This is a genomic window from Flavobacterium segetis (assembly GCF_900129575.1).
GTDB classification, from domain to species: Bacteria; Bacteroidota; Bacteroidia; order Flavobacteriales; family Flavobacteriaceae; genus Flavobacterium; species Flavobacterium segetis.
The window spans coordinates 57,667-84,198 of the sequence record NZ_FQWE01000010.1 but is presented as its reverse complement, the minus strand read 5'-3'; the positions used below and the strand labels follow the sequence as shown (position 1 = coordinate 84,198).

General features: G+C 31.8%; 18 protein-coding genes. 6 read left to right on the top strand and 12 right to left on the bottom strand.

Going from position 1 to position 26,532, the window contains the following annotated elements; genetic code table 11:
• The first annotated feature begins 78 nt into the window (after positions 1–78).
• Positions 79–1,527 (top strand): glyceraldehyde-3-phosphate dehydrogenase, encoded by a 1,449-nt coding sequence (locus BUA99_RS13160; RefSeq protein ID WP_072993217.1) that lies wholly within the window; start codon positions 79–81, stop codon positions 1,525–1,527.
• Between the two features lie 423 nt (positions 1,528–1,950).
• On the opposite strand, the gene BUA99_RS13155 is transcribed toward BUA99_RS13160, so the two are convergent.
• Positions 1,951–3,357: an APC family permease gene (locus BUA99_RS13155; RefSeq protein ID WP_072993215.1), complete on the bottom strand. Its 1,407-nt coding sequence runs from the start codon at positions 3,355–3,357 to the stop codon at positions 1,951–1,953.
• A 471-nt stretch (positions 3,358–3,828) separates the two neighbouring features.
• Here BUA99_RS13155 and BUA99_RS13150 point away from each other — a divergent pair, with 471 nt between their 5' ends.
• From BUA99_RS13150 to BUA99_RS13130, 3 genes are all read left to right on the top strand, one after another.
• On the top strand, positions 3,829–4,695 hold the full coding sequence (locus BUA99_RS13150) for an NAD(P)-dependent oxidoreductase (protein ID WP_072993212.1): 867 nt from the start codon (positions 3,829–3,831) through the stop codon (positions 4,693–4,695).
• A gap of 1,200 nt (positions 4,696–5,895) precedes the next feature.
• Positions 5,896–6,360, top strand: a complete 465-nt coding sequence (locus tag BUA99_RS14885) for a hypothetical protein (protein ID WP_072993203.1) — start codon at positions 5,896–5,898, stop codon at positions 6,358–6,360.
• A gap of 396 nt (positions 6,361–6,756) precedes the next feature.
• Positions 6,757–7,833 (top strand): WD40/YVTN/BNR-like repeat-containing protein, encoded by a 1,077-nt coding sequence (locus BUA99_RS13130; protein ID WP_072993200.1) that lies wholly within the window; start codon positions 6,757–6,759, stop codon positions 7,831–7,833.
• Positions 7,834–8,000: 167 nt separating this feature from the next.
• Here BUA99_RS13130 and BUA99_RS13125 read toward each other — a convergent pair whose 3' ends face one another.
• The 8 genes from BUA99_RS13125 to BUA99_RS13090 all read right to left on the bottom strand — a co-directional run bounded on the left by BUA99_RS13125 (position 8,001) and on the right by BUA99_RS13090 (position 18,647).
• Positions 8,001–8,654, bottom strand: a complete 654-nt coding sequence (locus BUA99_RS13125; RefSeq protein ID WP_072993197.1) for an aspartate/glutamate racemase family protein — start codon at positions 8,652–8,654, stop codon at positions 8,001–8,003.
• A gap of 160 nt (positions 8,655–8,814) precedes the next feature.
• Positions 8,815–9,042 carry a CDGSH iron-sulfur domain-containing protein gene (locus BUA99_RS13120; RefSeq protein WP_072993194.1) on the bottom strand — a complete coding sequence of 76 codons (228 nt, stop codon included), beginning with the start codon at positions 9,040–9,042 and terminating at the stop codon, positions 8,815–8,817.
• A gap of 232 nt (positions 9,043–9,274) precedes the next feature.
• Positions 9,275–10,423 (bottom strand): cytochrome-c peroxidase, encoded by a 1,149-nt coding sequence (locus BUA99_RS13115; RefSeq protein ID WP_084673559.1) that lies wholly within the window; start codon positions 10,421–10,423, stop codon positions 9,275–9,277.
• 19 nt (positions 10,424–10,442) lie between these two features.
• Positions 10,443–11,912 (bottom strand): hypothetical protein, encoded by a 1,470-nt coding sequence (locus BUA99_RS13110; RefSeq protein ID WP_072993191.1) that lies wholly within the window; start codon positions 11,910–11,912, stop codon positions 10,443–10,445.
• Positions 11,899–13,380, bottom strand: a complete 1,482-nt coding sequence (locus BUA99_RS13105) for a RagB/SusD family nutrient uptake outer membrane protein (RefSeq protein WP_072993377.1) — start codon at positions 13,378–13,380, stop codon at positions 11,899–11,901. Before BUA99_RS13105 ends, BUA99_RS13110 begins: the two co-directional genes overlap by 14 nt.
• 4 nt (positions 13,381–13,384) lie before the next feature.
• A complete protein-coding gene (locus BUA99_RS13100) occupies positions 13,385–16,735 on the bottom strand; it encodes a SusC/RagA family TonB-linked outer membrane protein (RefSeq protein ID WP_072993187.1) in 3,351 nt (1,116 codons plus the stop codon).
• A gap of 38 nt (positions 16,736–16,773) precedes the next feature.
• A complete protein-coding gene (locus tag BUA99_RS13095) occupies positions 16,774–17,886 on the bottom strand; it encodes a FecR family protein (protein WP_072993185.1) in 1,113 nt (370 codons plus the stop codon).
• A 158-nt stretch (positions 17,887–18,044) separates the two neighbouring features.
• Positions 18,045–18,647 carry an RNA polymerase sigma-70 factor gene (locus tag BUA99_RS13090; RefSeq protein WP_072993182.1) on the bottom strand — a complete coding sequence of 201 codons (603 nt, stop codon included), beginning with the start codon at positions 18,645–18,647 and terminating at the stop codon, positions 18,045–18,047.
• 632 nt (positions 18,648–19,279) lie between these two features.
• On the opposite strand from BUA99_RS13090, the gene BUA99_RS13085 reads away from it, so the two are divergent.
• A complete protein-coding gene (locus tag BUA99_RS13085) occupies positions 19,280–20,332 on the top strand; it encodes a glycosyltransferase family 9 protein (protein ID WP_072993179.1) in 1,053 nt (350 codons plus the stop codon).
• Positions 20,333–20,473: 141 nt separating this feature from the next.
• Here the strand turns inward: BUA99_RS13085 and BUA99_RS13080 are convergent, their stop codons facing one another.
• Positions 20,474–21,478, bottom strand: a complete 1,005-nt coding sequence (locus BUA99_RS13080) for a TlpA family protein disulfide reductase (RefSeq protein WP_072993177.1) — start codon at positions 21,476–21,478, stop codon at positions 20,474–20,476.
• Positions 21,479–21,822: 344 nt separating this feature from the next.
• Between BUA99_RS13080 and BUA99_RS13075 the strand changes: the two genes are divergently transcribed.
• A complete protein-coding gene (locus BUA99_RS13075) occupies positions 21,823–22,332 on the top strand; it encodes a pyridoxamine 5'-phosphate oxidase family protein (RefSeq protein WP_072993174.1) in 510 nt (169 codons plus the stop codon).
• 57 nt (positions 22,333–22,389) lie between these two features.
• On the opposite strand, the gene BUA99_RS13070 is transcribed toward BUA99_RS13075, so the two are convergent.
• A complete protein-coding gene (locus tag BUA99_RS13070; protein ID WP_159430953.1) occupies positions 22,390–23,553 on the bottom strand; it encodes a peptidoglycan endopeptidase in 1,164 nt (387 codons plus the stop codon).
• A gap of 688 nt (positions 23,554–24,241) precedes the next feature.
• Positions 24,242–26,503 (bottom strand): aconitate hydratase, encoded by a 2,262-nt coding sequence (locus tag BUA99_RS13065; RefSeq protein WP_072993169.1) that lies wholly within the window; start codon positions 26,501–26,503, stop codon positions 24,242–24,244.
• Positions 26,504–26,532 lie beyond the last annotated feature (29 nt).

Here is a 26,532-nt window from a genome sequence, read left to right as displayed (position 1 = left end):
TTACGAAATCGATTGAAATGGGTACTTTTGCACCAAATTTTAAAAAATACGCTAAATTATTTTCATTAAATTTTCATTATGGCAACTACAACTCAATACGAAAAAGAAGTTTCTTTTCAAGCTGACAGGCGACGTGCAGGCGTAAAACTGATCAAAATTATAAGCGATTTATGGTATGACAAATCAATTGAAATGGTTTTGTTTCGCAATCAGTTGATTGACAGAAACGTTAGTGACATCATCAATCTTCACGGTTACGCTGCTGAATTTGTAGGGAAACCTATTTCTATTTTTGATTCTGTCAATATTGCAACAGCCATATTAGAGCTAGACCTTCCGCCGGCTAAATTGGATATTGGTAAATTAGCGTATGAATATGCTTTGGAAGAAGACAAATACCAAGATGTCAAATATTTTGTAATTGATAAATTAAAAAACGCAAAAAATTGCCACGAAATTCATCCAAAAGATGTTGTTCTTTACGGTTTTGGAAGAATAGGAAGATTATTGGCCAGAGAGTTAATGTCTAAAACTGGAAAAGGAAGTCAGTTGCGCTTGCGAGCAATAATAACTCGTGATAAAAACGATGCAACCACTTTAGAAAAAAGAGCTTCATTGTTGCGATACGATTCCATTCATGGTGATTTTGAAGGATCAGTTACTGCTGATGTAAAAAATAATGCATTAATTATAAATGGAACAACGGTTCATATCATTACAGCTAGTGCTCCTGAGGACATTGATTATACACTTTACGGAATTGACAAGGCTCTAGTGATTGACAATACGGGCGCATTTACAACTCATGAAGCATTAAGTCGCCATTTAGCTTCAAAAGGAACGGATAAAGTACTGCTTACTGCGCCAGGAAAAGGGGTTCCTAACATTGTTCACGGCGTAAATCAAAACGAATACAATCCTGATGAGATAGATATTTTTTCGGCTGCATCGTGCACCACGAATGCTATTACTCCCGTTTTGAAGGCAGTTGAAGATACGTTAGGAGTTGTAAGAGGACATCTTGAAACCATTCATGCGTATACAAACGACCAGAATTTAGTTGATAATATGCACAAAAAATACCGTCGCGGGAGAGCGGCAGCACTAAATATGGTTATTACTGAAACCGGTGCAGGTAGTGCTGTGGCAAAGGCGTTGCCGTCGCTTGAAGGAAAATTAACTTCTAACGCAATTCGGGTGCCAGTTCCAAATGGATCGCTTGTGGTTTTAAATTTAGAAGTGTCAAAAACAACTTCAGTGGAAGAGATTAATGCAATAATGAAAAAATATGCCTTAGAAGGCGAACTGGTAGAGCAAATAAAATATTCTTTAAATAACGAATTAGTTTCGTCGGATATTGTAGGAACCCCACAACCTGCCATTTATGACAGTAATGCTACAATTGTTTCCAAAGACGGGAAAAATATTGTCCTTTATATTTGGTATGACAATGAGTACGGCTATAGCCATCAAGTAATACGATTAGCAAAATATATTGCTAAAGTAAGACGTTTTACGTATTACTAGCAACTAATTTATAGGTTGCGCATTGCTGATTGTACTTTTTAATTTTTAGTTTTTAGTGGTTACTTTTTAAATTCAAGCAACAGCAACGCAACCTAAATTCAATAATAAAAATCCGTTCATTTTACAATGAAACGGATTTTTTTGTACTTAACTTTTGTCAGCTCCATTATGAAATGAAACTTAGATTAAACGATGTTTTAATTTTATTTTACATGTGTGACTAATTAATCATTAAAGCCAATAAAACACGGATTAAAGCGATCAAATTGATTTTTATGGATGTTTTTATCAAAAATAATTAAGTAAAATTAGTCCTCCACTAAACTAAATACTGCTCACTAAAAACCAAAAAACCCAAAACAGATAACAGATAACAGATAACAGTTAACAGATAACAGATAACCCATAACAGAAAACCGATAACTACTCCTTCGCCTTTGTCAAATAATAAACTGGAATTCCCACCAACATAATAACAACACCCCAACCGCTTGTACTTGTTTTAGTATAGAGTAACGCAACGCATATTGCAGTGGCAATAATCACATATAATCCGGGTAAAAACGGATATCCAAAAGCTTTATATGGTCTTTCTACATTTGGTAATTTCCTGCGAAGGATAAAGATTCCTAAAATCGTCAATATGTAAAAAATTAAAACGACTATCACCACAAAATCGAGCAAATCTCCATATTTACCAGTCAAACATAAAGCCGAAGCCCAAAAACATTGTACCCATATTGACCACTCTGGAACACTCGCTTTATTCAACTGAGCAGCCTTTTTAAAGAAAACGCCGTCCTGTGCCATGGTATAATAGACTCTAGCGCCAGCCATAATAAGACCGTTATTACAAGCAAAAGTTGAAATCATAATCATAACTGCGATTATCAAAGTCCCAATTCCTCCAAAAATAGTTTGCGAAGCCACAACCGCAACTCGATCAGACTCCGCCGTTGCAATACCTTGTAATGGAACAACTGCTAAATACATAATATTTGCAATAATGTAAATAAAACATACTGTCAAAGTTCCTAAAAACAAACTCAAACCTACATTTCGTTTTGGATTTTTAATTTCGCCGGCAATAAAAGTTACACCTTCCCACGCCACACTAGAAAATAACGAACCAACTAAAGCAGCTGAAATTGCTGATATCAAAGCAATGCCACTAATAGGCATCCAGTTTCCAGAGTTGACATCCAGTGATCTGGAAACCCAAGCATTAGTCCAGTTAGCATCCCAAACCTCAGCATTAGCAGCCATAAAGCCAAAAATAATCAAACCAGCTAGCGATACAATTTTTATAACCGTGAGAACAGTTTGTAATATTTTAGAGTTTTTAACTCCGCGACTATTAATATAACTCAATAGAATAATTGTTACAATCGAAAGAATTTGCGCAGCATTCAATTTGAAACTTCCTAGTTCAAATAAAATATTTTGATCACTTAAAGGAGGATATAAATAGGCTGAAAATTTGGCAAAAGCCACACCTACCGCCGCGATAGTTCCTGTTTGTATAACTGCAAAAAAGCTCCAACCGTAGAGAAAACCAACTAACTTTCCGTAAGCTTCCTTAATATAAACATATTGTCCACCAGCTTTAGGAAACATAGCACTTAATTCGCCGTAACTTACAGCAGCAATGACAGTAATAACACCCGTAAGCACCCACATAGCAATAAGCCAACCAGCCGATCCCAATTGCCTTACCATATCTGAGCTCACAATAAATATTCCAGAACCTATCATCGATCCCACCACAAGCATAGTTCCGTCAAGCAATCCTAGTTCTCTTTTAAAATCGTCTGGTTTATTCTCTTCCATAAAATAAATTTACATTTTGGTTTGGCTAAAGATATACTTTTTTTAGAAATCAAAAATCGAATAATTATTTCTTGGGCATGTCCTCGCTTTCACTATCGTTACAGCAAGGTCGGGCAGTACGCTATATCTTTATTTTCTTTAGGAAAGAAAATAAAGGATGCCGCTTCCGTCCCTCATGCAAAACCGCATAGTATATCAAAAATCAATTATTCATGAATAGAAACAAAAACTAAGACCTATTTGAATTCACTTTTTCTCTTTTATCACGTGGAAGATCTACTCAAAGTCTCTCAGTTTGTCACCCTGAGTTTGTCCAACAGCTACCTTAAATAATTCAACTTAACACAATAATTATCGTAAAATAAGTTTAACAATTAAAAAAAACTATTTTAGTACTACTTTAGAAGAAAAAAAATAAAACCGATTCCAGTGTATATAGTCAACATAGAATCACATCTAAAACTATCAATAATGAATCAATTAAAATTAGGATGGGTCGGCCTTGGAAACATGGGAAATCCAATGGTATTAAACTTACTAAATGCTGGTTATGAGATAACCGTTTTCAATCGAACTAGAGAAAAAGAAAAATCCTTACTATCAGCTGGAACAAAATCAGCTAGTAACTTAGCTGAACTTATAAAAAATTGTGATGTTGTTTTTACGATGCTTTCTAATGACGCAGCAGTAAAAGAAGTTTTTGAAAGTTCAGTTGGCTTATTGAATGCAAATAATCAAGGCAAAACGATCATCAATATGAGCACTGTTTCTCCCGAAACTTCGAGGTACTTGCACACTATCTGCAAACAACATCAAGTAAACTTTATAGATGCTCCTGTTTCAGGAAGTGTAAAACCTGCTCAAGATGGAACTTTAGTTATTTTAGTAGGAGCTTCAAACGAAAATTTTGAACTAGCAAAACCTTTATTTGACGTCTTAGGTAAAATTGCGATTCATGTTGGTGAACCCGGAATAGCAAGTTCAGCTAAACTAGCAATTAATTATTTATTAGGTCTGAATTTACAAGGATTAGCTGAAACCGTTTTATTCGCTGAAAAAAATGGCGTTAGTAAAGAAGACATGCTCAACATTATCAATCAAGGCGCTTGCGGTAACGGAATAACCAACATTAAAACCCCCTCAATAATAAACAACTCGTTTCCTGCAGCTTTTGCGCTGAAACACTTGGTTAAAGATTTACGATTAGCTAAAGAGGCCGGACTTGATTCTCCTTTGATTCATCCATTATATGACAGTTATGTAAGAGCAGAAAAAGAGGGATTAGGCGATCAGGATGTAATGGCAATAATCAGCAGTTTGCATAATAAGGCCGATTAAAAGTAGTTTACTATTTTATAAAATTTATATTAAATATCAGTAAGACTAGGGGCTTTCATTTCTAATTAGAAGAAAAAAACTAAGATGTACATCTGTAATTAAAATGACTTCAAACTTGCGATTTTTATAAAATATTGGAGTGAAAGTTGACAGCCATATGCGTCTACATGAAGATTGTTGCCAATTTCAAAAAATTTATTATGGGAGATAAATTTTAAAACAGAATTTTTATTTTGTTTGCCTAAATCTACTGAAACAGTACTTAAAAGTATTGCTCCCATACTACATGTAACAGTGGCTCTTTTTGGATTGTTTAGTAGACTTCATAAATTTTGAATTACTGCTGCAATCAACTTTTAGACTTCTTTTTTCGTGGACCGTAAATAAATTATATTTACAAAATAGACTTGGCGTCATCATAATTTTAACGATTTTAAACTGAATAACTTTGTAGTTAATTTTCACGCTAAAAGATAAAAAATGAGTAGAATACACAAATAAAATTCTTTGAAACCCAGAAAAAAAATGAAATACTAAAAATATAAATAAATGTTTTGATCGGTCTAGTAATATTTTTTTTAGTCGTTAAGGCAGTTCATTAATTTCACGATTATTAATTTTTAATTTTTTTAATTGTCCTGCCAAGTGTTCTAATATCAAGTAATAATTTATATTTTTATAATAACAAAAACGTAAGGAATTTAAATTTGTACGAATTGCTCAAAGTGAGAACTTTTCTATATGGTACAATTTTATGCGCGAGCTTTTTTTTTGACAAATGATAATTTCAAAAATAATAAAGATTTTTTTAAATTCAACAAAGATCAAAAGACATAATGTCTACAGAAGTTCCGCAAAAAATATAATTGCAGTAATTGATGTGGTAAAACGAGATATTAATATTCACAATTATTCTTTTGACGAATTAAAATACTTTAAAAAGATTCAAATCAAAATCAAAGATGGTTTTTGGAGCTTTCAGATTATAAAAGATTAAAACTAAACATAGAATAAATAACAGCAAGAGCTTCATACATACAATGCTTAATTGGACTTAAAAAGTCAAAATCTGAGCGACGGTGAATGAACGAAGTAATGAACCAACTAAAACGAACGTGATTTCGAAACTTTGGCAACTTTTATCGAAATTGTGTTGGGTCAGTTCAGACAAAATTACCGTTAAACATTAAAATAATATTTATGGAACTAGCAGTATTAAAAAAAATTCAAAACATCTCTAGCGATGTTAAATTGATTAGAATTTATTCACAATTCGAACTGCTTTTAAATGAATTAAGGAAAAAGAAATTGTCTCAAAGTTTAATTATTTTAATTAACGAAAGTGTTGAAGAGATAAATAATTCAACATTTACAGCTGCGCGGATGACAAAACTTATAAAGCAAAAACAAACCTTAATAATTAAACAAGCTGAAAAAGTAAACAAGATTGTTCCACAAAGTTATTACAGGACAATTTGGATGCTTTTTGGAATGAGCGGAATAGGTATTCCAATTGGAGTAACTTACGGTTTAATCATAGGCAATCTAGCATTTTTAGGCTTAGGATTACCTATTGGGATGGGTATAGGAATTGCTATTGGTTCATTATTAGACAAAAAAGCATTCAATGAGGGACGCCAATTGGACTTAGAAATAAAATATTAAAACCATAGTCAAAAAAATATTTATTAAAATCATACTTAAGCTAATTTCAAAATTATTTACAAAAAAAAGTAATACACTGACTACATCAGAATTGATAAAAATAATAAAAAGCTAATAAGAGAAATGCTATCAAATCTTTCATCTTTTAAAGCATTACGCTCTAAAAGAAAATTCATAGTATTTAGTTTTCTTAAATTATCTTCGTCACAATTGTTTGAAATCAAAAGTCAATTACGCTTCTTACAATTGAGACATGCGGCAAAAAGAATCTTTACATTCATGTAAGAATTATTAAATTACAAATCAACAATATTTACTACATGATGACACGTATTAAAAATTAAAAGATTTAAAAATAAAATGATCGAGGTCCAAACTATATAATATTAGAACATTATGAAACACTTTTTAAAATTACTCTTTTTACTTTATTTTAGTATTTGTAGTAAAACCTATGCACAACAATATTCTTGGAAAAAACTAAATACTGAACCTTATAAAGGGAAACAAGACGACATTTTTTTTATCGATGAGAATACAGGCTGGTATGTAAATGGTTTTGGAAAGATTTATAACACAGAGAATGGCGGATCAACATGGAATATACAACTTGAAAAGAAAGGGACATTTTTTAGGTGTATCTCTTTTATGGATAATTTAACAGGTTTTGCTGGAACGGTGGGAACTGATTATTTTCCAAACGTGACCGATAGTATACCTTTATATAAAACTATTGATGGTGGGAAAAATTGGGCTCCAGTATATTATAAGGGAAAGTACGTGAAAGGATTATGTGCCATTGATATTGTGAAAGAAGAGTTTATAAACCATGGAGAAATAGGATACAAACATCACATTTATGCTGTAGGTAGAGTAGGAAGTCCAGCTAATTTTATGGTAAGTCATGATGATGGAAATTCTTTTAAAAGTATTGACATGAGTAAATACTGCAGTGCCTTGTATGACATAAAAATGTTCAATAAAAGGGAAGGTTTTGCATCTGCTTCAACGGGCGAAGATATTGATCAAAGTTATGCCTGCATTCTGCATACAACTGACGGAGGAGAAACTTGGGAAAAAGTATATGAATCTAAAAGACCTTTTGAAATATCGTGGAAATTATTTTTTCCCACCCGAAAGACAGGATATGCTACCATCCAGAGTTATAATCCAGATACTACAGTTGTTGAACAACACTATATAAAAACAGAAAATGGAGGTAAGAAATGGAAAGAATATGTATTGTGTAATGATTACAATGCTAGGTCGTTTGGAGTTGGATTTATAGACGAAAAAATTGGATTTATTGGAACTATGAATAGCGGTTATCAAACCACTAATGGCGGTAAATCATGGACAAAAACAGATTTAGGTAAAGCTTGCAATAAGATAAGAATTAGCAAGAAATCTAATGGGGAGGTTTTTGGATACGCTATCGGAGTGAACATTTTCAAACTCACTCAAAAATCTTAAAACAAATTTTAAATTTTAAAGTAGTAAATGATTCTAGTTCCTATATTTTGGACGATGAAGTGTATTTAAATATAATTGAGGTTATCTAAATTATTCTCACAAGTTTATGATCAAATTTTCAACTTTTTTATAAAAAAAATTTACGCTGGAATTTATATTTTTTTCTTTCAATCCAGCAGTATTTGTAAACATTCGTGACATTGCAGTTTTACCAAGTCAATAATATTTGTGTTGCAACTCTTGTTTATAATTGATAATTCCGTACACGCTATAACAACTATAGCGTTTCTTGAATAATTCTCAAGCAACTTATTGTACAAAATTATATCTTGACTTGTTTCGGCGTATATATAAATCTTTTTTCGCATTTCATCCAAGAATAATACATCTTCAATGTTTATTTTTTCTATTAAATTTTCAGTAATGAAAGAGCCTAAATAGGAACTGTTAATGGTGTATTTCGTTCCAAAAAAAACTACCTTTTTACCTTTTTTATTCGCTAATTCACTAATTAATAATTTATACGGATGAACAATTTGTAATTGAAAATCAAGAGTATCAATTATTTGATGAATCGTGATATTTGGCACTAATAAATGCACTTCTGGAGCATCAAATTCCTCTAATTCACGTTTTAAAATTGGAGAAATAACGGCGGCATTATCTGGTAAATATGGATTTATTAAATTAAAATCCAATTGTTTTACAATAAAAGGAAAGGTTGCATACTTCCCTTTTGTTTCAAAGTACAATTGATGTAATGCCTCTTGGTAAAATAATGTACTTCGAGCTCCTAATCCTAAAATGACTATTTTTTTCATAGCACAAGACGTTTTGAAATAGTATTGGTAAAATGTAACTTTCATTTTTATCTTAAATCTCCTTAATAAAATCCAATAGATTTTTAATATCTTAAAACCAGTCTAAAAAAAAGCCAAATCAATCAAGATTTAGCTTTTAAAATTTTTACAAAAATGAGATTTACTTCGTTTTCATAGGTGGTAAGCTGAAAGCAACTGGATCGTGCTCAAAACCATTGCGATGTGAACCATCGCAAAAAGGTTTGTTTACTGATAATCCACAACGGCAAATCCCTAGAGTTGTTCTCCCTTCTAACCCGTAAGTGTTGCCTTCGCAATCTATTATTTCAATATCGCCTTCAATTTTTATAGATCCGTTGCGATTGATTGTTAGTTTTGTTGTGCTCATAATACTATTTATTTTAAGTGTCAAAGATTGTGAATTAAATTATCTCCTTTTCAAAATTGAAACATTATTTTGATCTACAAGTTGTAATTTACATTAATTCTATTTTATAATCTATTTTGATTAACCAAAAATTAGCGAGATAAGTATATCAAGATTGGTCTTGAACTAATACTTAAAAAGATACAACTAGCCCCTTCTATCATCTTTCGACAATCTACTACCTTTACTATATTTAATCAGGCATTTTAGGTGTAATTATACGACTGTTTGGCGTGCTCAAGCTTTCTATAAAAGCAACTAATGCGTTTATTTCCGTTCTATTTAAATCTAATTTTTTTAATAATGGCGAAGTTTTGGGAATTAAGGAATCTCGACCAACGCCTAAATATTTTGTTTGAATTGGTGCAGGATTACCTAAATTATAGAATTCTACTACATCTACTAAACTTGGAAAATGACCATTGTGCATCCATGGTCTTGTATTTGCAACTTCACGTAACGTAGGTGTTCTAAATTTTCCAATATCTTTTATATCCATAGTGACATTGTAACGACCAAAATCTTCGTCCTTAGTGCCAAACAATGTTTGCCCATCATTATGAAATTGATTATCACTAAAGTAAGGTGTACTGTGACAATTAATACATTGAGCTTTAGTTCTAAATAAATGTAAACCCGCCACTTGTTGATCCGTCAAAGCATCTGCCTTTCCACTTATAAATTGATCAAATTTACTTTTCGGACTTTTTAATGTTCTTTCAAAAGTTGCTATAGCATATTGAATCCTTTCAAGCGTAACTTTTTGATCTCCAAAAGCCTCTGTAAACAATTTTCCATACCCTTTGACCTCAATTATTTTATCTACAGCAATGGTCAATTTCTCGTTCATTTCTATAGGATCTGAAATTGGAAATTGTGCTTGATCTTCTAAACTTGTTGCACGCCCGTCCCAAAATAGGCTTGTAGCATAACCAGTATTCATAATAGTCATTGCATTTCGTTTACCGCTTTGTCTATTGTGCCCAAAAGAACGCGTTAAGTTATCCGTCCAACCTAATTCTGGATTATGACAAGATGCACATGCTATTTGTCCACTAACTGATAGTCTTGGATCAAAAAATAAAGTTTTACCCAAGAATGCTTTCTCCTTAGAATATTTGTTATGCTCGGGATAATCCATATCAGGGAGTACTCCTATATCTTTAAAAGTTGCTTTATCAATTGTGCCGTCTAAATTCGGTTTTGGCCATAATGCCTGATTTCCGCTGGAATATAATTGTCTTAGTTCCTGAATGTCTATATACTCATCTTGATTCCACGTCTTATAAGCAGATAAGCAAATCAAAAGAGTAACGGGTAAAATGATGTGTTTAATTTTCATGTTTGCTATTATTACTAATTTATAAACTAATTTCTTTGGTACAACTTGCTACTATTGGATCGGGTTTTGGATAAATTCTACTATTATACAACCTGTATTGGGCTGTGACTGTTCCTCCAAAAAGAGCTGTATTTGTGGCATTTAATGCGTATGAAATTTCAAAAAGACCCGCACTAATCTCTGAATAGGTTCCTGATCCTGAAATACTAATACTATAACTTTTTCCATTTGTTCCTGCAATAGTTATGTTTTGAGGAATCACTAAAACTGTCCCTCTCTTTTTACTGTTTCCATTTTCAGGAAAAAATTCGAGTGCTGATATAATATTAAAACCTGGCGAATTAATCGCTGAAGCACTCTCATTACTAAACCACCGTTTAAGATTAAAGGAATTTGTCGTTAATGAGCCTGAACTAACATTAAACCCTATTTTGAAAGCATGATGATAAATATCATCTGCTGTATTAGGAGTTCCCTTATCACTGTACAAAATTGCATTTTCTGAATTTGCTGATACCACAACTGGAAACGTGAAAGCCGTGTAGGATTGCCAAGCACAAGCGCCGCTCCTTTCAAACCAATGCTCGCCATAAGTTAAATAAAAATTGTTTGATAAATCATAAAAATTAGCCGCTGTATTAGCCGCTGTATCTCGAATTGATTTGATTGGTTTTATAATTTGTAGAACACTATTGCCTGTATTAGTATAAGTTGCAGTATTAGCCAGCGTAATTGTAGACTGGTAAAAGACATCGTTATTTGTTATGTTTTCTAATAAAGTTAAACGGTACGTAATGTCATTTCTATTGGTACCATAATCCTCATGAGTTAATCGATAATTAAACCCATTTAGGAATTCAAACATTGTATTTTCATTTATCTCTGACGGAATAAATCCATTCGGAAAGTTGACTTTAAACATTATTTCTTCACCCTTTTCTCCTTTTATTTCAATTCTATTAATTGGAAACGTGTACGTCGTTTTTACATCATCAAGATTAACTTCAAAAATATTATTTATTGCTTGAGAATTCAAGTTTCCAATATTAATTAATGGATTTGAACTTTCTTCTAACTTGATTGTAATTTTTTGCTTACTAGTCCATCTTTTATCGAAAGATAAAACAATCGTGTCCGAAAGCTGATTCCCAACAAATGAAACTTGATTTAATGGTTTGACGCTATACGTATCGCTTTCTCCGGTAGTAGAAATACTATAACTGATAGCAACAGGCTTTTGTAAGGTTGAAGATGTCAAAGTAACCGGAATTTTTAATGACTTCACAGAATTGTTTTTAAAACTACTTACTGGAACCAGAGCCGCATTGACAGCAGGATAAATCAAAGGAGTATTATTGCTGCTCACTAACATATTAAATCGCACAAATGGAGAAACCGCCTCTGATCCTAAATTATAATCATCTTTAGAGCAAGAGGTAAAAAGAGTGAAAATTAAAACTGCTGTTGATATAATTTTAATAGGATTCATTTTGCTGTAAGTTTGAATTAATATTAATATTTTTTAACGGAATTGGCAATACAAATTTTGGAGATGGATAGGTCAAATTACAATTTTGTGATAAGCAACCATCTGTTCGTGATACGCTTTGATTTCTTCGGGCCAAATCAAAAAACAAATGTCCCTCAAAGCAAAGTTCTTTTCTTCTTTCTAACAATAGAGCTTGTTCTAAACCAATAATTGAAGTTAGCAAAGTAGCTTTGGCTCTTGATCTTATGGTATTAATATCAGTTTTTGTAGTCTCTAAATCTCCAAGTCCAAATGCTGCTTCCGCACGGATTAAGTAAATTTCACTTAATCTAAATGCAGAGTATCCAGGATTATCCTGTAGTTTTTTTGTAAATGAATAATTTACGTTTACAATTACACCATTTATCAAGGTGGGAAGCGGTTTTTGTAAAAACAATTGTTTTCTAATGTCTGTAGGTTCATACAAACTGAGTAAATCTTGAGAAGCTACGTATTTACTATAATTAGTAGCTGAAAAATAGCCGAAATAGCTAGACAAAGAACCACCTACGTCTCCACCACTGTCTCTAGGAATAGAGAACTCTAATAAATTTTCGGAAATTGGTAAGTTAGTTTGTTCCCACTGCGTAATGTAATTTTCACTCGCCACCAGTGAAATCCCCGATGTTGTAATAATATTATTAGCAGTAATAAACGCATTTTGCCAATCGTTCATCGATAAATAAACACGTGCAAGTAATGCCTTTGTATTTGTAGGATTAAAAAATGTGTAAGATGGACCAGCTAAAATTGGAGCACCCGAAAAATTATCTAATGCCGCTTTTACATCTTCAACAATTAAAGAATAGGTTTTACGCAATGTTTCCCTCTTTGGGTAAGTAAGACCATCTTTTAGACTTTTTTTGTTGTAAATTATCCCTAACTGTGTATCCTGATTTGTATTTCCCGCTAAAGCTTGCGTATAAATCAACGTCAAAAAATAATGTGTATATGCTCTAATAGCTAATGCCTCGGCTCTTATTTGTTTTTTTTCTACATCTGTAGCATCTGGTAAGATATCAATGTTCTCTAAAATTAAGTTTGTTTGATTAATAATATCATAACTGCTGTCATAAAAAATATTAAAGTCGCTGCTTATCGCTAAATCTTGAAATGCGTAAATATTTTCTATATTAACAGGAACTGTAATTTGACCTTTAGTGCTTCCTGCAATTGTAGGTGTAAATTTCAAATTACCTCCCATTAAATCAGCATAAACTGCAAACCGTTCTCCGCGAACATTGGCCTCAAGTGATCCATAAGTGCCATTTAATGCCTTTAACATTCCATTTTTAGTACTCAATTGCTCTGAAATCGAAGTTTGCGAGCCAGGTTCCTGCTCTAAAAAATTACTACAACTTTGTAATAAAAAGAATAAAACTATTATGAATGTATATTTAAAATAACTTACATTTTTTCTGTTTTTCATTGTATTAAAATTTAGTGTTAAAACCAAGTGAAATAGTTCTAGCTTGCGGATAAGTGAAATTAAATTCTCTGATTCCATTTCTACCAGCTGGGCTTTTTTCCTTATACCAATACACAACATTTGAAACATCTACAAAAACGGATAAAGCATCAAGAAAAGTTTCGCTGATAGGAACGTTGTAACTTAAATTGACATTACTGATTCTCAAGTTAGTTGAGTCGTATAAAAATTTAGTCAAATTAGGTACAATAGTTGAATTGTTAATTACTAGCGGCTGTGTAGCAATATCTCCCTGATTTCTCCAATAATCGTAAGCATTTACTGAAAGATTTCTATTCGAAGTAATATTATATTTTGAAATGAGACTATTGTCTATTTTTGTGTTCCCACCTATTTCAAAAGCACCTCTGATGGACAATATGATGTTATTATAAATAATGAAATTATTATTAAATCCACCAAAAGCTTTTGGTTGGTTATCACCAATAGGAACCCAATCAGCAGGACCAAATAAACCAGTATAGGTGGCTGCATCATATATTTGTCCATCTTTTTCTAAAAGATCTCGTCCTGTAGCAGGATCTACGCCTCGCCATTTTACCCCCCATATTGTTGATGTACTATAACCTACTTTTTGAGCTAATGCAACTTGAGAGGTCGAAAATTCACTTCCTAAACCTATTAAATCCGTTACTTTATTTTCAACTGTTGATATGTTAAATGATGTTGTCCATTTAAAACTATCATTTTTTACCCACTTAATTCTTGTTGAAAATTCAACACCTTTATTGTACATACTAGCGGCATTGAGTTGAATAGAACTGTATCCCGTTTCTGTTGGGATATCTCTACCCGTGATTAAATCTCTTTTATCATCATAATAATATTCAAGTGACAATTCTACCCGGTCTAAGAAATTAAAATCAATACCAGCATTAAATTTCGTGTTTTTCTCCCAGCTTAAACTTCCATTTGGCGCCTCAGTAGGTGTTGATCCTTGCGCTCCATTATATCCATTTTGATCTAATCTATATAATCCTTTTGATCTGTAGGAACCTATTCTAGAATTACCTGTTGTACCATAACTAATTTTAAATTTTAGTAAATCAAAAAACTTACTGGATTTCATAAAATCCTCATTGCTTACGAGCCAGCTTAGTCCCGCCCCACCATTTAAAGCTACATTAGTATCATCACCAAAAACAGAACTTTCATCACGTCTAAAATTTCCTAAAAAATAATATCTCTTTTTAAAATTATAATTCAATTGTGAGAAGAAAGAAACCCTAGAGTTGTAATTAATATCAGCACTAAACGTTTGATTCCCTTTAGATTCATCAATGGTAGTTAAAGGATTATCGTCTTGTACCGCTGCACTAACGGAATTTACAATTTTAGGGTTTACGTAACCTCTACCAGATGCGTAATTAAAATTAGCTTTATCGTCAGACAATTCAAATCCAAGGATTCCATCAATATGATGCTCATATTGAAGCGTTTTATTAAACAATGCTTGTCCTTGCCAATTCCATTTTGTTGAATTCCTCTCATTAAAAAGTCGGCGACCCCAGTTAGGATATTGAACACCCTGTAACGTGAAGGTTCCGTTGTATTGTCCGCTTTCATTAGCAGCAGAAAAATACCTATCCTCAGTTTTATCTTTAAAATCTAATCCAAAAAGTGTAGAAAAACTCAATGACTTGCTAAACTCATAACCAGCATTTATACTACCTACAATTCCATAACTATCTGTAGCATTTGCGTTTTGCTCCAATGCTGCCAATGGATTACCAAGTCCCAAAACGCCTACATTAGCAAAAGTTCCGTCAGCATTGTATGGTGAAATGTTTGGTACAAAAGCATAACTATAATAAACATTAGGGGCATTTTTTTGATTGTAACTGGGATTTAATGCTATACCAAAATCAAACTTATCTAGTCGATAGCCTAAATTGATATTAGCATTCAACTGCTTTGTTTTATTTGCCTTTTGTGGTTCATCAATTTTAAGATAACTTATACTACTACGATAGGACAATTTAGAACTACCTCCTGAAACATTAAAGTTATATTTATTATAAATTCCAGCCACATTAAGTAAATCAAACCAATCTGTATTTACTCCATTATATGCTGCAGGCGTAAAATTAGTTTGACTGTTTTTTAAATATTCATTTCGTAAATTATTGTATTGCTCTCCATTTAAATATTGTATTCTATTTATGGCTGATGATATTCCAAGTTGATTAGAAAATCCAAATTTAGCTTTTCCTTTTTTTCCTTTTTTTGTGGTAATAAGAATAACACCATTAGCACCGTCTGCTCCATAAATACTAACTGCTGCAGCATCTTTTAAAACCGTAAAACTTTCTATATTTTCTGGCGAAATTTGGGCTAAAGGATTAGATAAATTTTCAGAAAAAGAACCATTTGCATCAAAAAACTGATTATCAATTCCCTTCTCTTCACTTATAATTACTCCATCTACAATAATAAGAGGTTGTGTTGAAGTTCCTAAATTTGAGCCTGACAATGAACTCAGACTTCCCTGACCTCGAATATTTATCTTTACTGGTCCTCCTATTCCTGATGTGTTTTCTATTTGAACGCCAGCAATCTGTCCGCTTATGATTTTATCTATACTCTCTGAAGCCTGATCAACAGCAATATCCTTGGCATTTAATGTTGAGATACTACCTACAATCTCCTCTTTTAACTTTTTAGTTCCATAAGACGAAGTAATAATAACCTGTTCTAATTCATCTGTTACTTGCTCCATTTTAAATATAAAATCAGTAGAGTTTCCAACTCTAACGGATAGCGATTTCATACCTAAATACGAAACTATTAAAACTGCATTTTCAATATCGCTGTTTTTAAGTAAGTATATAAATCTACCATTGCTATCACTAATTACTCCTGTAGAGGTTCCTTTTATAATTATTGTTGCTCCTGGAATAGGTAATCTATCTTTGCTATCAATAACTAATCCTTTTAGATATCGTTCTTTTTCTTGTTCATCTCCTTTATTAGAAACTTCAACTAATAAGATTTGACCTTTTTGTATAAAAAAGGAGATTTTTTTGTCTTTAAAAAGTCTTGTTAATGCATCTTGCAGAGAGGTTTTTTTTACAGATATAGTTATTTTTTGATTCGCATTAATTTTACTTGCGTTGTAAATAACGCGGTAGTCTGTTTCTTGTTCAATATATTTTATTACCTGACTTAAAGACTCCTCTTTAAAATTTAATGTGATTTTTTTTTCTTTTACTTGCCCAAAAGAAAGAGTGCTTAAAATAAGTAAGCCAAAAATTAGTAAGAGTTTATGCAAATATAAGTTTGTTATGAAATTCATTTAATATATGGTTTTGGTTTGTAAATTAGTATTTTTATCTAGTTGCTTATTTTAATAATTCGACCTTGCTTAGAATATTGAAAGGGTGTATCTAAATTTATTAAGTCTAGAATATCTTCTGGATTGGATCCTTTTATATTGATTGTTCCAGTAAATTTTTGCGCAGTCAAAGTGCTATTTGAATTTAAAATTATAACGTCAAATGCACGCTCTAATTTTTTACAGATAAATCCAAAAGAAGCATCTTTAAAAACAAGTTCATTATTAACCCAGGCTACATAAACACCACTATCCACAGTTTCCAGATTAAATTTCTTGGAACTAGCATCCCATTTTACCCTTTCGTTTGGAACTAAAATTACTGTGTTATTTTCATTTTCTATTTCAGATAACTTGACACTCCCTTCGACTAATATCGTTTCTGTATTACTCTCATCTGGATAAGCAGAAATATTAAATTTAGTACCAAGTACCTCAATTCTCACTTGATTACATTCCACTACAAAGGGATGCAGTTTATCTTTAGCAACTTCAAAGAATGCTTCTCCGGTTAAAAATACTTTTCTTTCTTTATTATTGCCAAATTGTTGTGGATACTTCAAACTTGTACCTGCATTTAAGTGAATTACTGTACCATCAGCAAGAGTAACTTTGAACGTCTGACCAAATGGAACTTTTAAAGTATTGTAAATAAGCGCTTCGCTAGCATTTTGAATTTTGTAGATCAATTCACTTTTAATTTGCTGCGCTATCGGTGAACCTTTATCACTGACAAAATTCTTAATTTGATTGTTCGAAATATACTCTTTAGACCCATCACCCAATTCTAACACAACCACTTTAGAAAAACTTACTTCCAGATTATTTAGTGAGCCAGTACTTTTTCCTAAAGTAATAAATAAGAGTACAATTGCTGCGTATTTTAAAAACCGGTATCTTCTTTTGTGTACTATGCTGTTTTTTAGATTTTTAAAGTTTGCGATAGGCATCGTAGATTTTTCATTTGAAAGTGCTGAAAAAATCCAAGCTTTTTTTAATGCTATAAATTCTTCTTTGTTTTCTTGGGAAATTTGAATCCATTCAAAAACAATAAGAACTTCAGCCTCTGAAGCTTCATTATCTAAATATTTATAAATTAAATCAATAATCATATAATTCGGCAAGGTTTAGTTAATCATTATCAACATTATTAATGATCTCTACATTAATAATAAGCGTTTATGAAAACTCACATAAATGAAGTTAGAATAAAGTGGATATAGTTAGTACAACTGAACGTTTAAATACCCTACGTGAAAAGTAAAAAAAATTAAAATTTAAAAAACACGTATAGTAATAGTGCGGGTAAATAATTACGCAACCGTCCTTTAAAGATCTTTAACGCCTTTGTCATATGCGCTTCTACCGCTTTTAAAGTTACACCCAATTCGACTGCAATCTCTTGGTTTTTTTTATTTTCAAAACGCTTTTTTAGGTAAACTATTTTGGTTTTTGCAGGAAGATCCGCAATTATATCATCGATCATTTCTGTCAATTCTAATAATTCTAAAGTATTAAAATCTAAAGATTGTAAAATTTCTATATCTAATTGCCTTTCTTTCTTATTTAATTGTTCGTTTACATATCTATTTTTTACCTTGTTATGTCTTATTAAATTTATACAAATCGACTTTGCATAGGTGTACAAAAAGGCCTGGATTCCATTTTCCGTCTTTATTTTATTCTTTTCTAACCATAGTTTGAGAAAAATTTCTTGAGTAGCGTTCTTTGCTTCCTCTTTATCATGCAGAAATTGGATACAAAAAGATAAAACACGATTGTAAAATTTGTCAAAATATAAATTAAACGCACTTTCGTCGCCACTTAAAAAGGCAATAAACTGAGTTAATTCACGATCATCAAATTCTTTCATTAGGAAATAAAGTATATTAATCCGGTAGAAAGCTAAATTAAAAAAATTTATCGATTAAACCCTGATTGTAAAAAATGGTTCCTCTTTGAAAGAGTTTATTTTATTTGACAATAATAATTTTATAGTCATAGAATATCTAAATTATAAAAAACATACACCGATAGAATCAATATCATTTTTTTAGCAGGCGAGAAATATATTGTTTGTGCACTACCAATAAAGAGGGTACGAAATAAACTCTAATAATATTATAAAATTTTTGCACACTAGCTTTAATCACAGTAGGAACGTGGACAATACAGATAGTCTTTTTTTTTAAGTTTCAAATTTTAATAAGAAATTTGATAGAAACAAATCGATTTCGCAAAATACGTCGATGGTTCAACTAAAACTACTAGGAATGCCTGCAGAATAAAATCAAAAAAACTGGTTAACAATCGAAAAACTGATTAAATTGTTATTGAACATTCTAGCACCTAGTATTAAATTTCATATAATCAAGAAAACAAAAGTTCAATTATTCCTTTTTTAGAGCTGTATATTATAAATTTGCCATTTATAGTCTTAAAACGTTGAGATACATTTTGTGTTTCAAATAAAACAATTAATATTCTAATACTAAAATATCATCAATGAGTGTTCTAGAAAAAGTAAATAAATTTAGAAGGATCGTAACAAAAATTTTAACAAAAAATATCGGACGTTCTCACAGCATTAAAAAAATAGATTTATCAAAAAAAATTGAAATTAATCGAATTTTAATTTCAAGGCCAAACCATAGATTAGGAAATCTCTTGTTGATCACACCCTTAGTTCAAGAGGTTATTACTACTTTTCCCAACTCTAAAATTGATTTATTTGTAAAGGGTGGGTTGGCTCCAATTGTATTTAAAAATTATAAAAATATCAATCATATCATCGAGCTTCCTAAAAAACCTTTTACAAATTTAGTCGCTTATTTTAAAGTTTGGCAAAAGATTAAAAGCCAAAAATATGATATTGTTATCAACGTCGATAAAAACTCTTCATCTGGACGATTGTCTGCTCAATTCGCGGATGCCAAATATAAATTTTTTGGAGAGCTAGATCTAATTTTACAACAGCAGCATTCGGATTACGAACATATTGCGAAATACCCTGTGTATGAATTTCGTAATTTTTTAACCCAATTAGGTTTTGACAAAAATGACAACAAAATCCCATCATTAGATATAAAACTTGATCACTCAGAACTGAGTCATGGACAGAAAATTGTACAAGAAATTGTAAAAAATGACAAAAAAACGATTTGTATATTCACTTTCGCAACATCTGATAAATGCTATTCAGAAGCGTGGTGGGAAATTTTTTATAGTCGCCTATTAAGCGAATATGAAAATTATAATATTATTGAAATTCTACCTGTTGAGAATGTTTCTCAAATTAACTTTAAGGCACCTACATTTTACAGCAAAGATATTCGGGAAATTGCTGCCGTGATAGCTGCTACTAAAATGTTTATAGGTGCTGACAGCGGAATAATGCATTTAGCCAGTGCAGCATTAACACCAACAGTGGGTCTTTTCTCGCGTGCCAACATAAATACTTATAAACCATTTAACAATGACAGCATTGCCATTAATACTAACGATGGTAACGTTAACGAATGGATTAAACTAACCAATAAAGTTTTGAATCATATTTAAGGCAATGCACAATTCTACAGACCAAACATATAATTAACTATTTTAAAAAATTCTAGTAATAATTACAAAACCACCAAGAAATAAATCGAAGTGGTTTTATTTTTTTTTAGTAATACCATTTAAATTGCACTTTTTTATGTTTTATTTTAAGAGCTTATCAAATTCTGCTTCAATTTTTGGACTAGATGGTCGAGGAGCATCGGCTTTGACAATTTTACCATTTGGATCAATTAATATAAATCTAGGAATTCCAGTAATATTATAATCTTTAATAAATTGAGAATTCCAATCATTGTCTGCAAAAACTTGAACGCCTCCTAGCTCCTTATCTTTAATTAACTTTTTCCATTTTTCAACATCTTTGGCTTGGTCTATAGAAAGACTTAAGAACACAATATCTTTTTGATGGTATTTCTCCTCTAATTTTTTTAGAAAAGGAATTTCGGCACGACAGGGAGCACACCACGTTGCCCAAACATCAATATAAACGTACTTCCCCCTAAAATCTTCTAATTTAGTTTTACCTCCACTATAATTGTCATAGTCAAAAGTGGGAGAAATGGAACCATTCATTTTACTAGTTTTCATTGCCTCTTGATGGAAAGTAGTCAGTCCAACTATAGATTGATCAACATTCTTTTTCTGTAATAAAACAAAGTTAGGATCTAATTGTTTGTTATTTAAAATACCTAAATCAGCGTCTTTTTTAAGAGCTATTTTTGCTAGAAACTCTGCTTCAGGAAGAGTGAGGAGTGTATCATAATCATACTTTGAATCTATGATAGTATTCTGAGCTAATACATTATTTTCTAATGCTCCTTTCCCAGTATAAACTATAGATTCATCAAACTTTTGAGCATCCATGTTCATTTTTAAATCATAACCGTTTTTGAGAAACATTTGTGTGTATTCTTTACCATCAAATAACATATAAAATCCCTCCTCAACTGAAAATGAATCTTTAAAAAGTCCGTTTTTATCAACGGTGATTTTTTTAATTTCTTTTCCGTTGTTTCGATCTAAAAAGCTAATCGCATCCGAGTTTCTATTAGAAATATTTGCTTCAAAAAACAAACTTGTTTTGGTCTGAGCAATTGCAATAGCCATTGTTAAGAATGATAATATGGTAAAAAGTAATTTTCTCATGAAGTATAATTTAATTATTAGATTCAAAACTAGAATAATATTCGATAGTGCTGTAACAATTTAACAAAAAATTAATTTTGCGAAATTAAAGTAAAAACTAGAAGTATAAAATATTCAGTTTAAGATAGTGAGGTAAAACTATGGCGTTGAAATTTGATATACCTCATAGTTAACAACTCACATTAAACAATAAATTTTTTTTCTACGGAATTGTGACCTTTAAATGTTCAAAAACTAGCAATATGTAAAAAATGAAACATTCAATCTTAATTGTGTAACGCAATTTACATTTGAATTTAAGTACTTTGTTATTAATCAATTTAATAGTAATAAAACTTATAATTATGAGCGACACGAAAAATAAATACTTAATTGAAGGAATAGATAAATTGAAGGAGTTAGTCGATGCTATAAATATTTGTCTTTTTTGTACTAGTCTTAAAACTCATGATGGAGCTACAACCAGACCTATGAGCGCCATAAAAGTTTGTGATCAGGGAAATGTTTGGTTTTTTAATCAGAAAGATAGTGACAAAAATAAAGAGATACAAAACGATCCTAAGGTTCAATTATTTTTTGCACATCCAGGAAAAGGAAGTTACGTGGTTGTAAATGGCGATGCAAGTATTATTACTGATCGTACAAAAATAGAAGAATTATGGACACCTGCTGCAGAAATATGGTTTGATAAAGGTGTTGATGATCCTAATATTTCACTAATAAAAGTAACTCCATCTAGTGCATACTTTTGGGACACAGACGGAAACCGAATGATTAATTTAATTAAAATGGCAGCATCATATGTGACTGGAACAAATTTAGTAAGTGGAACTGAAGGTGAAATAATAGTATAAGTTTAAAAGAGAAACGCTCCCATTTAGGAGCGTTTCTCTTTTAAATTCTAAATAAAGCTATTGAACAACTCTATTTATTTGACTAAAATTTTTTCCGTAATATCTTTCCTTTGTAGAAGAAATGATAACACCATTACTTGTTGAAGAATGAATAAATTTAATTTCATCAGCATTAACCTCAACTACCATGCCTACGTGATTTATTTGTCTACGACCATTCGTTTTAAAGAATATTAAATCACCTTTTTGAGCTTCCTCTGTACTAACTATTGTTCCTACAGCTGACTGTTCCCTTGATGTTCTTGGTAATTTTATGTCAAATGCTCCAAAAGTTGTAAGCATCAAACCAGAGCAATCAAAGCCAGATTTAGAAGTTCCACCAGTGCGGTAGCGCGTTCCAATATTATCAGAAGCTAAATCAATTAATTGATCTACGAATTCACTGCTGAATTTTGAACTTGTCCCATTATTAAAATCAATTTTGCTTGTTTTTATTTCATCATTGCTATCACTTTCTACGTTTGCGATTTCGTTCGTGTTTTTTTCAATATGTTTAGAAGTAATGCTAATTTGCTGTCCTACGATAAGCTTGTTTTTTATCTTAGGATTTTGTTTCTCTAATTCTGTTACTGTTAAACCATATTTTTTTGCAATTCCATATTTAGTTTCTTTTGGTAATATTTCGATAATAACTGTCTGATAAGCTTCTTTTTCATATAAAGATTGTTCAACAGTCTTAGGTTCGCTTATTGCTATTTGATTGGGAGTGTTTTCAGTTTCGACTTTAACTTTGAATTCATCTACACTAGAGTTTGTGGAAAAATTTACTAAACGCGCTGGTATATTAACTTTCTGACCTATTTGAAGAGGTTTCATACCTAAGTTAGAATTAGCTTTATCAAATTCTTTTATAGAAATACCATATTTTCTAGTAATGGAATATTTACTTTCTTTAGGTTGAACTTCCCAAACTATAAAATCACCGTTCACATCATCACTCTCTTTTAAGTCATTTTGCTTATTTTTAACTGCTGTGTCTAAAACGTTGACAACTTCTTGAAAATTACTATTACTTGAAATTATTATTTTTTGACCGATTTTTAAATCTGAGGAGGCAAGTTCTGGATTCAAACCTTTTAATTCATTAACGGTAATTTTGTATTGTTTTGCAATTCCGTAGAGTGTTTCCTTAGCTTTTACTTGATGGCTATTGATTGACATAATCTCTCTACTGCTTATTTTATTTTTAGATTTTTTTTGCTGTGAATATACGCTCGAGCTACTTAATATTAGTATTACAATTAAAAATTTCAGTACTTGATTCATATAATTTTAAATTTTTATCCCAGCTAAAAGTGTCAGCTTTAAATGGATCTTGTTTTTGTTATTCTACAATTTAGTGTTTCATATTAATGATAGCAGTAGATAAAATTACAAATTCAAGCAAAATTTACTTATAACTAATGAATCAAAATATCTACATAATGCTAAAATACAGATAATTAATAAAAAAAAAGCAAATTAGTTTCATAATTTTTTAAAAAAATTATATAATTGTTTGATTCTCTACTATTTATAGAATTCTTAAATTTTAGAAAATTTTAAGAATAACATAGGGATTTGGATTGAAAATGTAACTGTTTCAAAACATAGCTAATTAAAGATTTAAAATTTCTAACTTATAATTATGATCTAAATCGCGAGCACAACTCTGAGTACATTTTTCTATTTTCTTACTGAAATTTTTTTATTGATACCCCAATTAGAATATAGAGGTAGAATAAGATCAAGAAATTTTTAAATGCTACTTTAAAAAAAGTGTTTAATAATTAGATCAATAAAATATTGAAATAATCATTAAACACTTAAGATCTATTATTAATAATTCTCTAAACTACAATACTAGGATTTACGCCTCAGCTGCAATTAAATTTAAAGCCGAACCGGCCACGAACCAGCCTATTTGTCCTTTATTATAGGTATGATTAGCCATAATTACATCAGAAGTTCCATCAGCGTGAACAAATTCCAATGTTAGTGGCTTCGCTGGTGCAAACTCTACTAAATCTAGGAAATTAATAGTATCATCTTCTTGTATTTTATCATAATCCATCTCGTTTGCAAAGGTTAAACCTAGCATTCCTTGTTTTTTAAGATTGGTTTCGTGGATACGAGCAAATGATTTCACAATAACGGCTATTACACCCAGAAAACGGGGTTCCATCGCTGCATGCTCACGCGAAGAACCTTCACCGTAATTATGATCTCCCACAACGATAGAAGGAACTCCAGCTGCTTTGTAAGCTCTTGCCACAGCAGGAACGGCATCGTATTCACCAGTTAACTGATTTTTAACCTTATTGGGTTTTTGATTAAAGGCATTAATTGCACCAATTAACATATTATTTGAAATGTTATCTAAGTGTCCCCGGAAACGCAGCCACGGTCCAGCCATAGAGATGTGATCCGTTGTACATTTTCCGAACGCTTTGATCAGCAATTTTGCACCCTTAATATTTTTGCCATCCCAAGGTAAGAATGGTTCTAATAATTGTAATCGTTCTGAAGATGGACTCACAGAAACCACTATACCAGAACCGTCGACCGCTGGAGCTTGAAAACCTGGATCTTCTACATCAAAACCTCGCGGGGGTAATTCATTTCCTGTTGGTGCTTCCAATCTAACCTCTTCCCCATCCTCATTAATTAAGGTATCTGTCATAGGATTAAATCCTAAATCACCAGCAATTGCTAAGGCCGTAATCAACTCAGGTGAGCCTACAAAAGCCAAAGTATTTGGATTTCCGTCGGCACGTTTTGAAAAGTTACGGTTGAAAGAGTGAACAATTGTATTACGCTCTTCTTTCTCGGCACCTTCTCTATCCCACATTCCGATGCAAGGACCACAAGCATTTGCAAACACGGTAGCACCCATTTTGTCAAAAATATCAATAAACCCATCGCGTTCAATTGTATAGCGAACTAATTCAGAACCTGGGGTTATCGTAAATTCTGATTTTATTTTTAACTTTTTATCTATGACTTGTTTCGCAATTGATGATGCACGAGCAATATCCTCGTAGGAAGAGTTTGTACATGAACCTATTAACGCAACTTGGATATTAAGTGGCCAATTATTTTTGATTGCTTCCTCTTTCATTTTAGAAATTGGTGTAGCTAAGTCTGGTGTAAAAGGTCCATTTAAATGTGGTTCTAATTCATCTAAATTAATTTCTATCACTTGATCAAAATAGATTTCTGGATTTGCATAAACTTCTGGATCTCCAGTTAAGTAAGACGCAATTTTATCAGCTTCATCCGCAACATCTGCCCTATCCGTCGAGCGTAAATAACGCCCCATTGAAGCATCATAACCAAATGTAGAGGTTGTAGCGCCAATTTCGGCACCCATATTACAAATAGTTCCTTTTCCCGTACATGACATAGCCGTCGCTCCTTCTCCAAAGTATTCGACAATTGCACCTGTTCCTCCTTTTACAGTAAGAATTCCAGCGACTTTTAAAATCACATCTTTTGGAGCAGTCCAACCTGATAATTTTCCCGTTAATTTTACTCCTATTAGTTTTGGAAATTTTAATTCCCATGCCATTCCGGACATTACATCAACCGCATCAGCACCACCTACACCAATTGCTACCATTCCTAAACCTCCTGCGTTTACAGTGTGAGAATCAGTACCAATCATCATTCCGCCGGGAAACGCATAATTTTCTAATACTACTTGGTGTATAATTCCGGCTCCTGGTCTCCAGAAACCAATACCATACTTATTAGAAACAGACGATAGAAATTCAAATACTTCATTACTTTGTGTTTTGGCTCGAGCCAAATCAGTAACAGCATCTACTTTTGCTTGAATCAAGTGATCACAATGAACGGTCGTTGGAACAGCCACTTTTGCTTTTCCCGCATGCATAAATTGCAACAATGCCATTTGAGCCGTAGCATCTTGACAAGCGACTCTGTCTGGAGCAAAATCTACGTAATCAACTCCTCTTTTAAAAGCATGAGTTGGCATTCCATCCCATAAATGGTTGTATAAAATTTTCTCCGTTAGAGTAAGCGGTCTACCAACTATATCACGCGCTGCATCAACACGACTTGTCATGTTGGCATACACTTTTTTAATCATTTCTATATCAAAAGCCATAGTGTTAAATAAATTATTTGTTTATGATC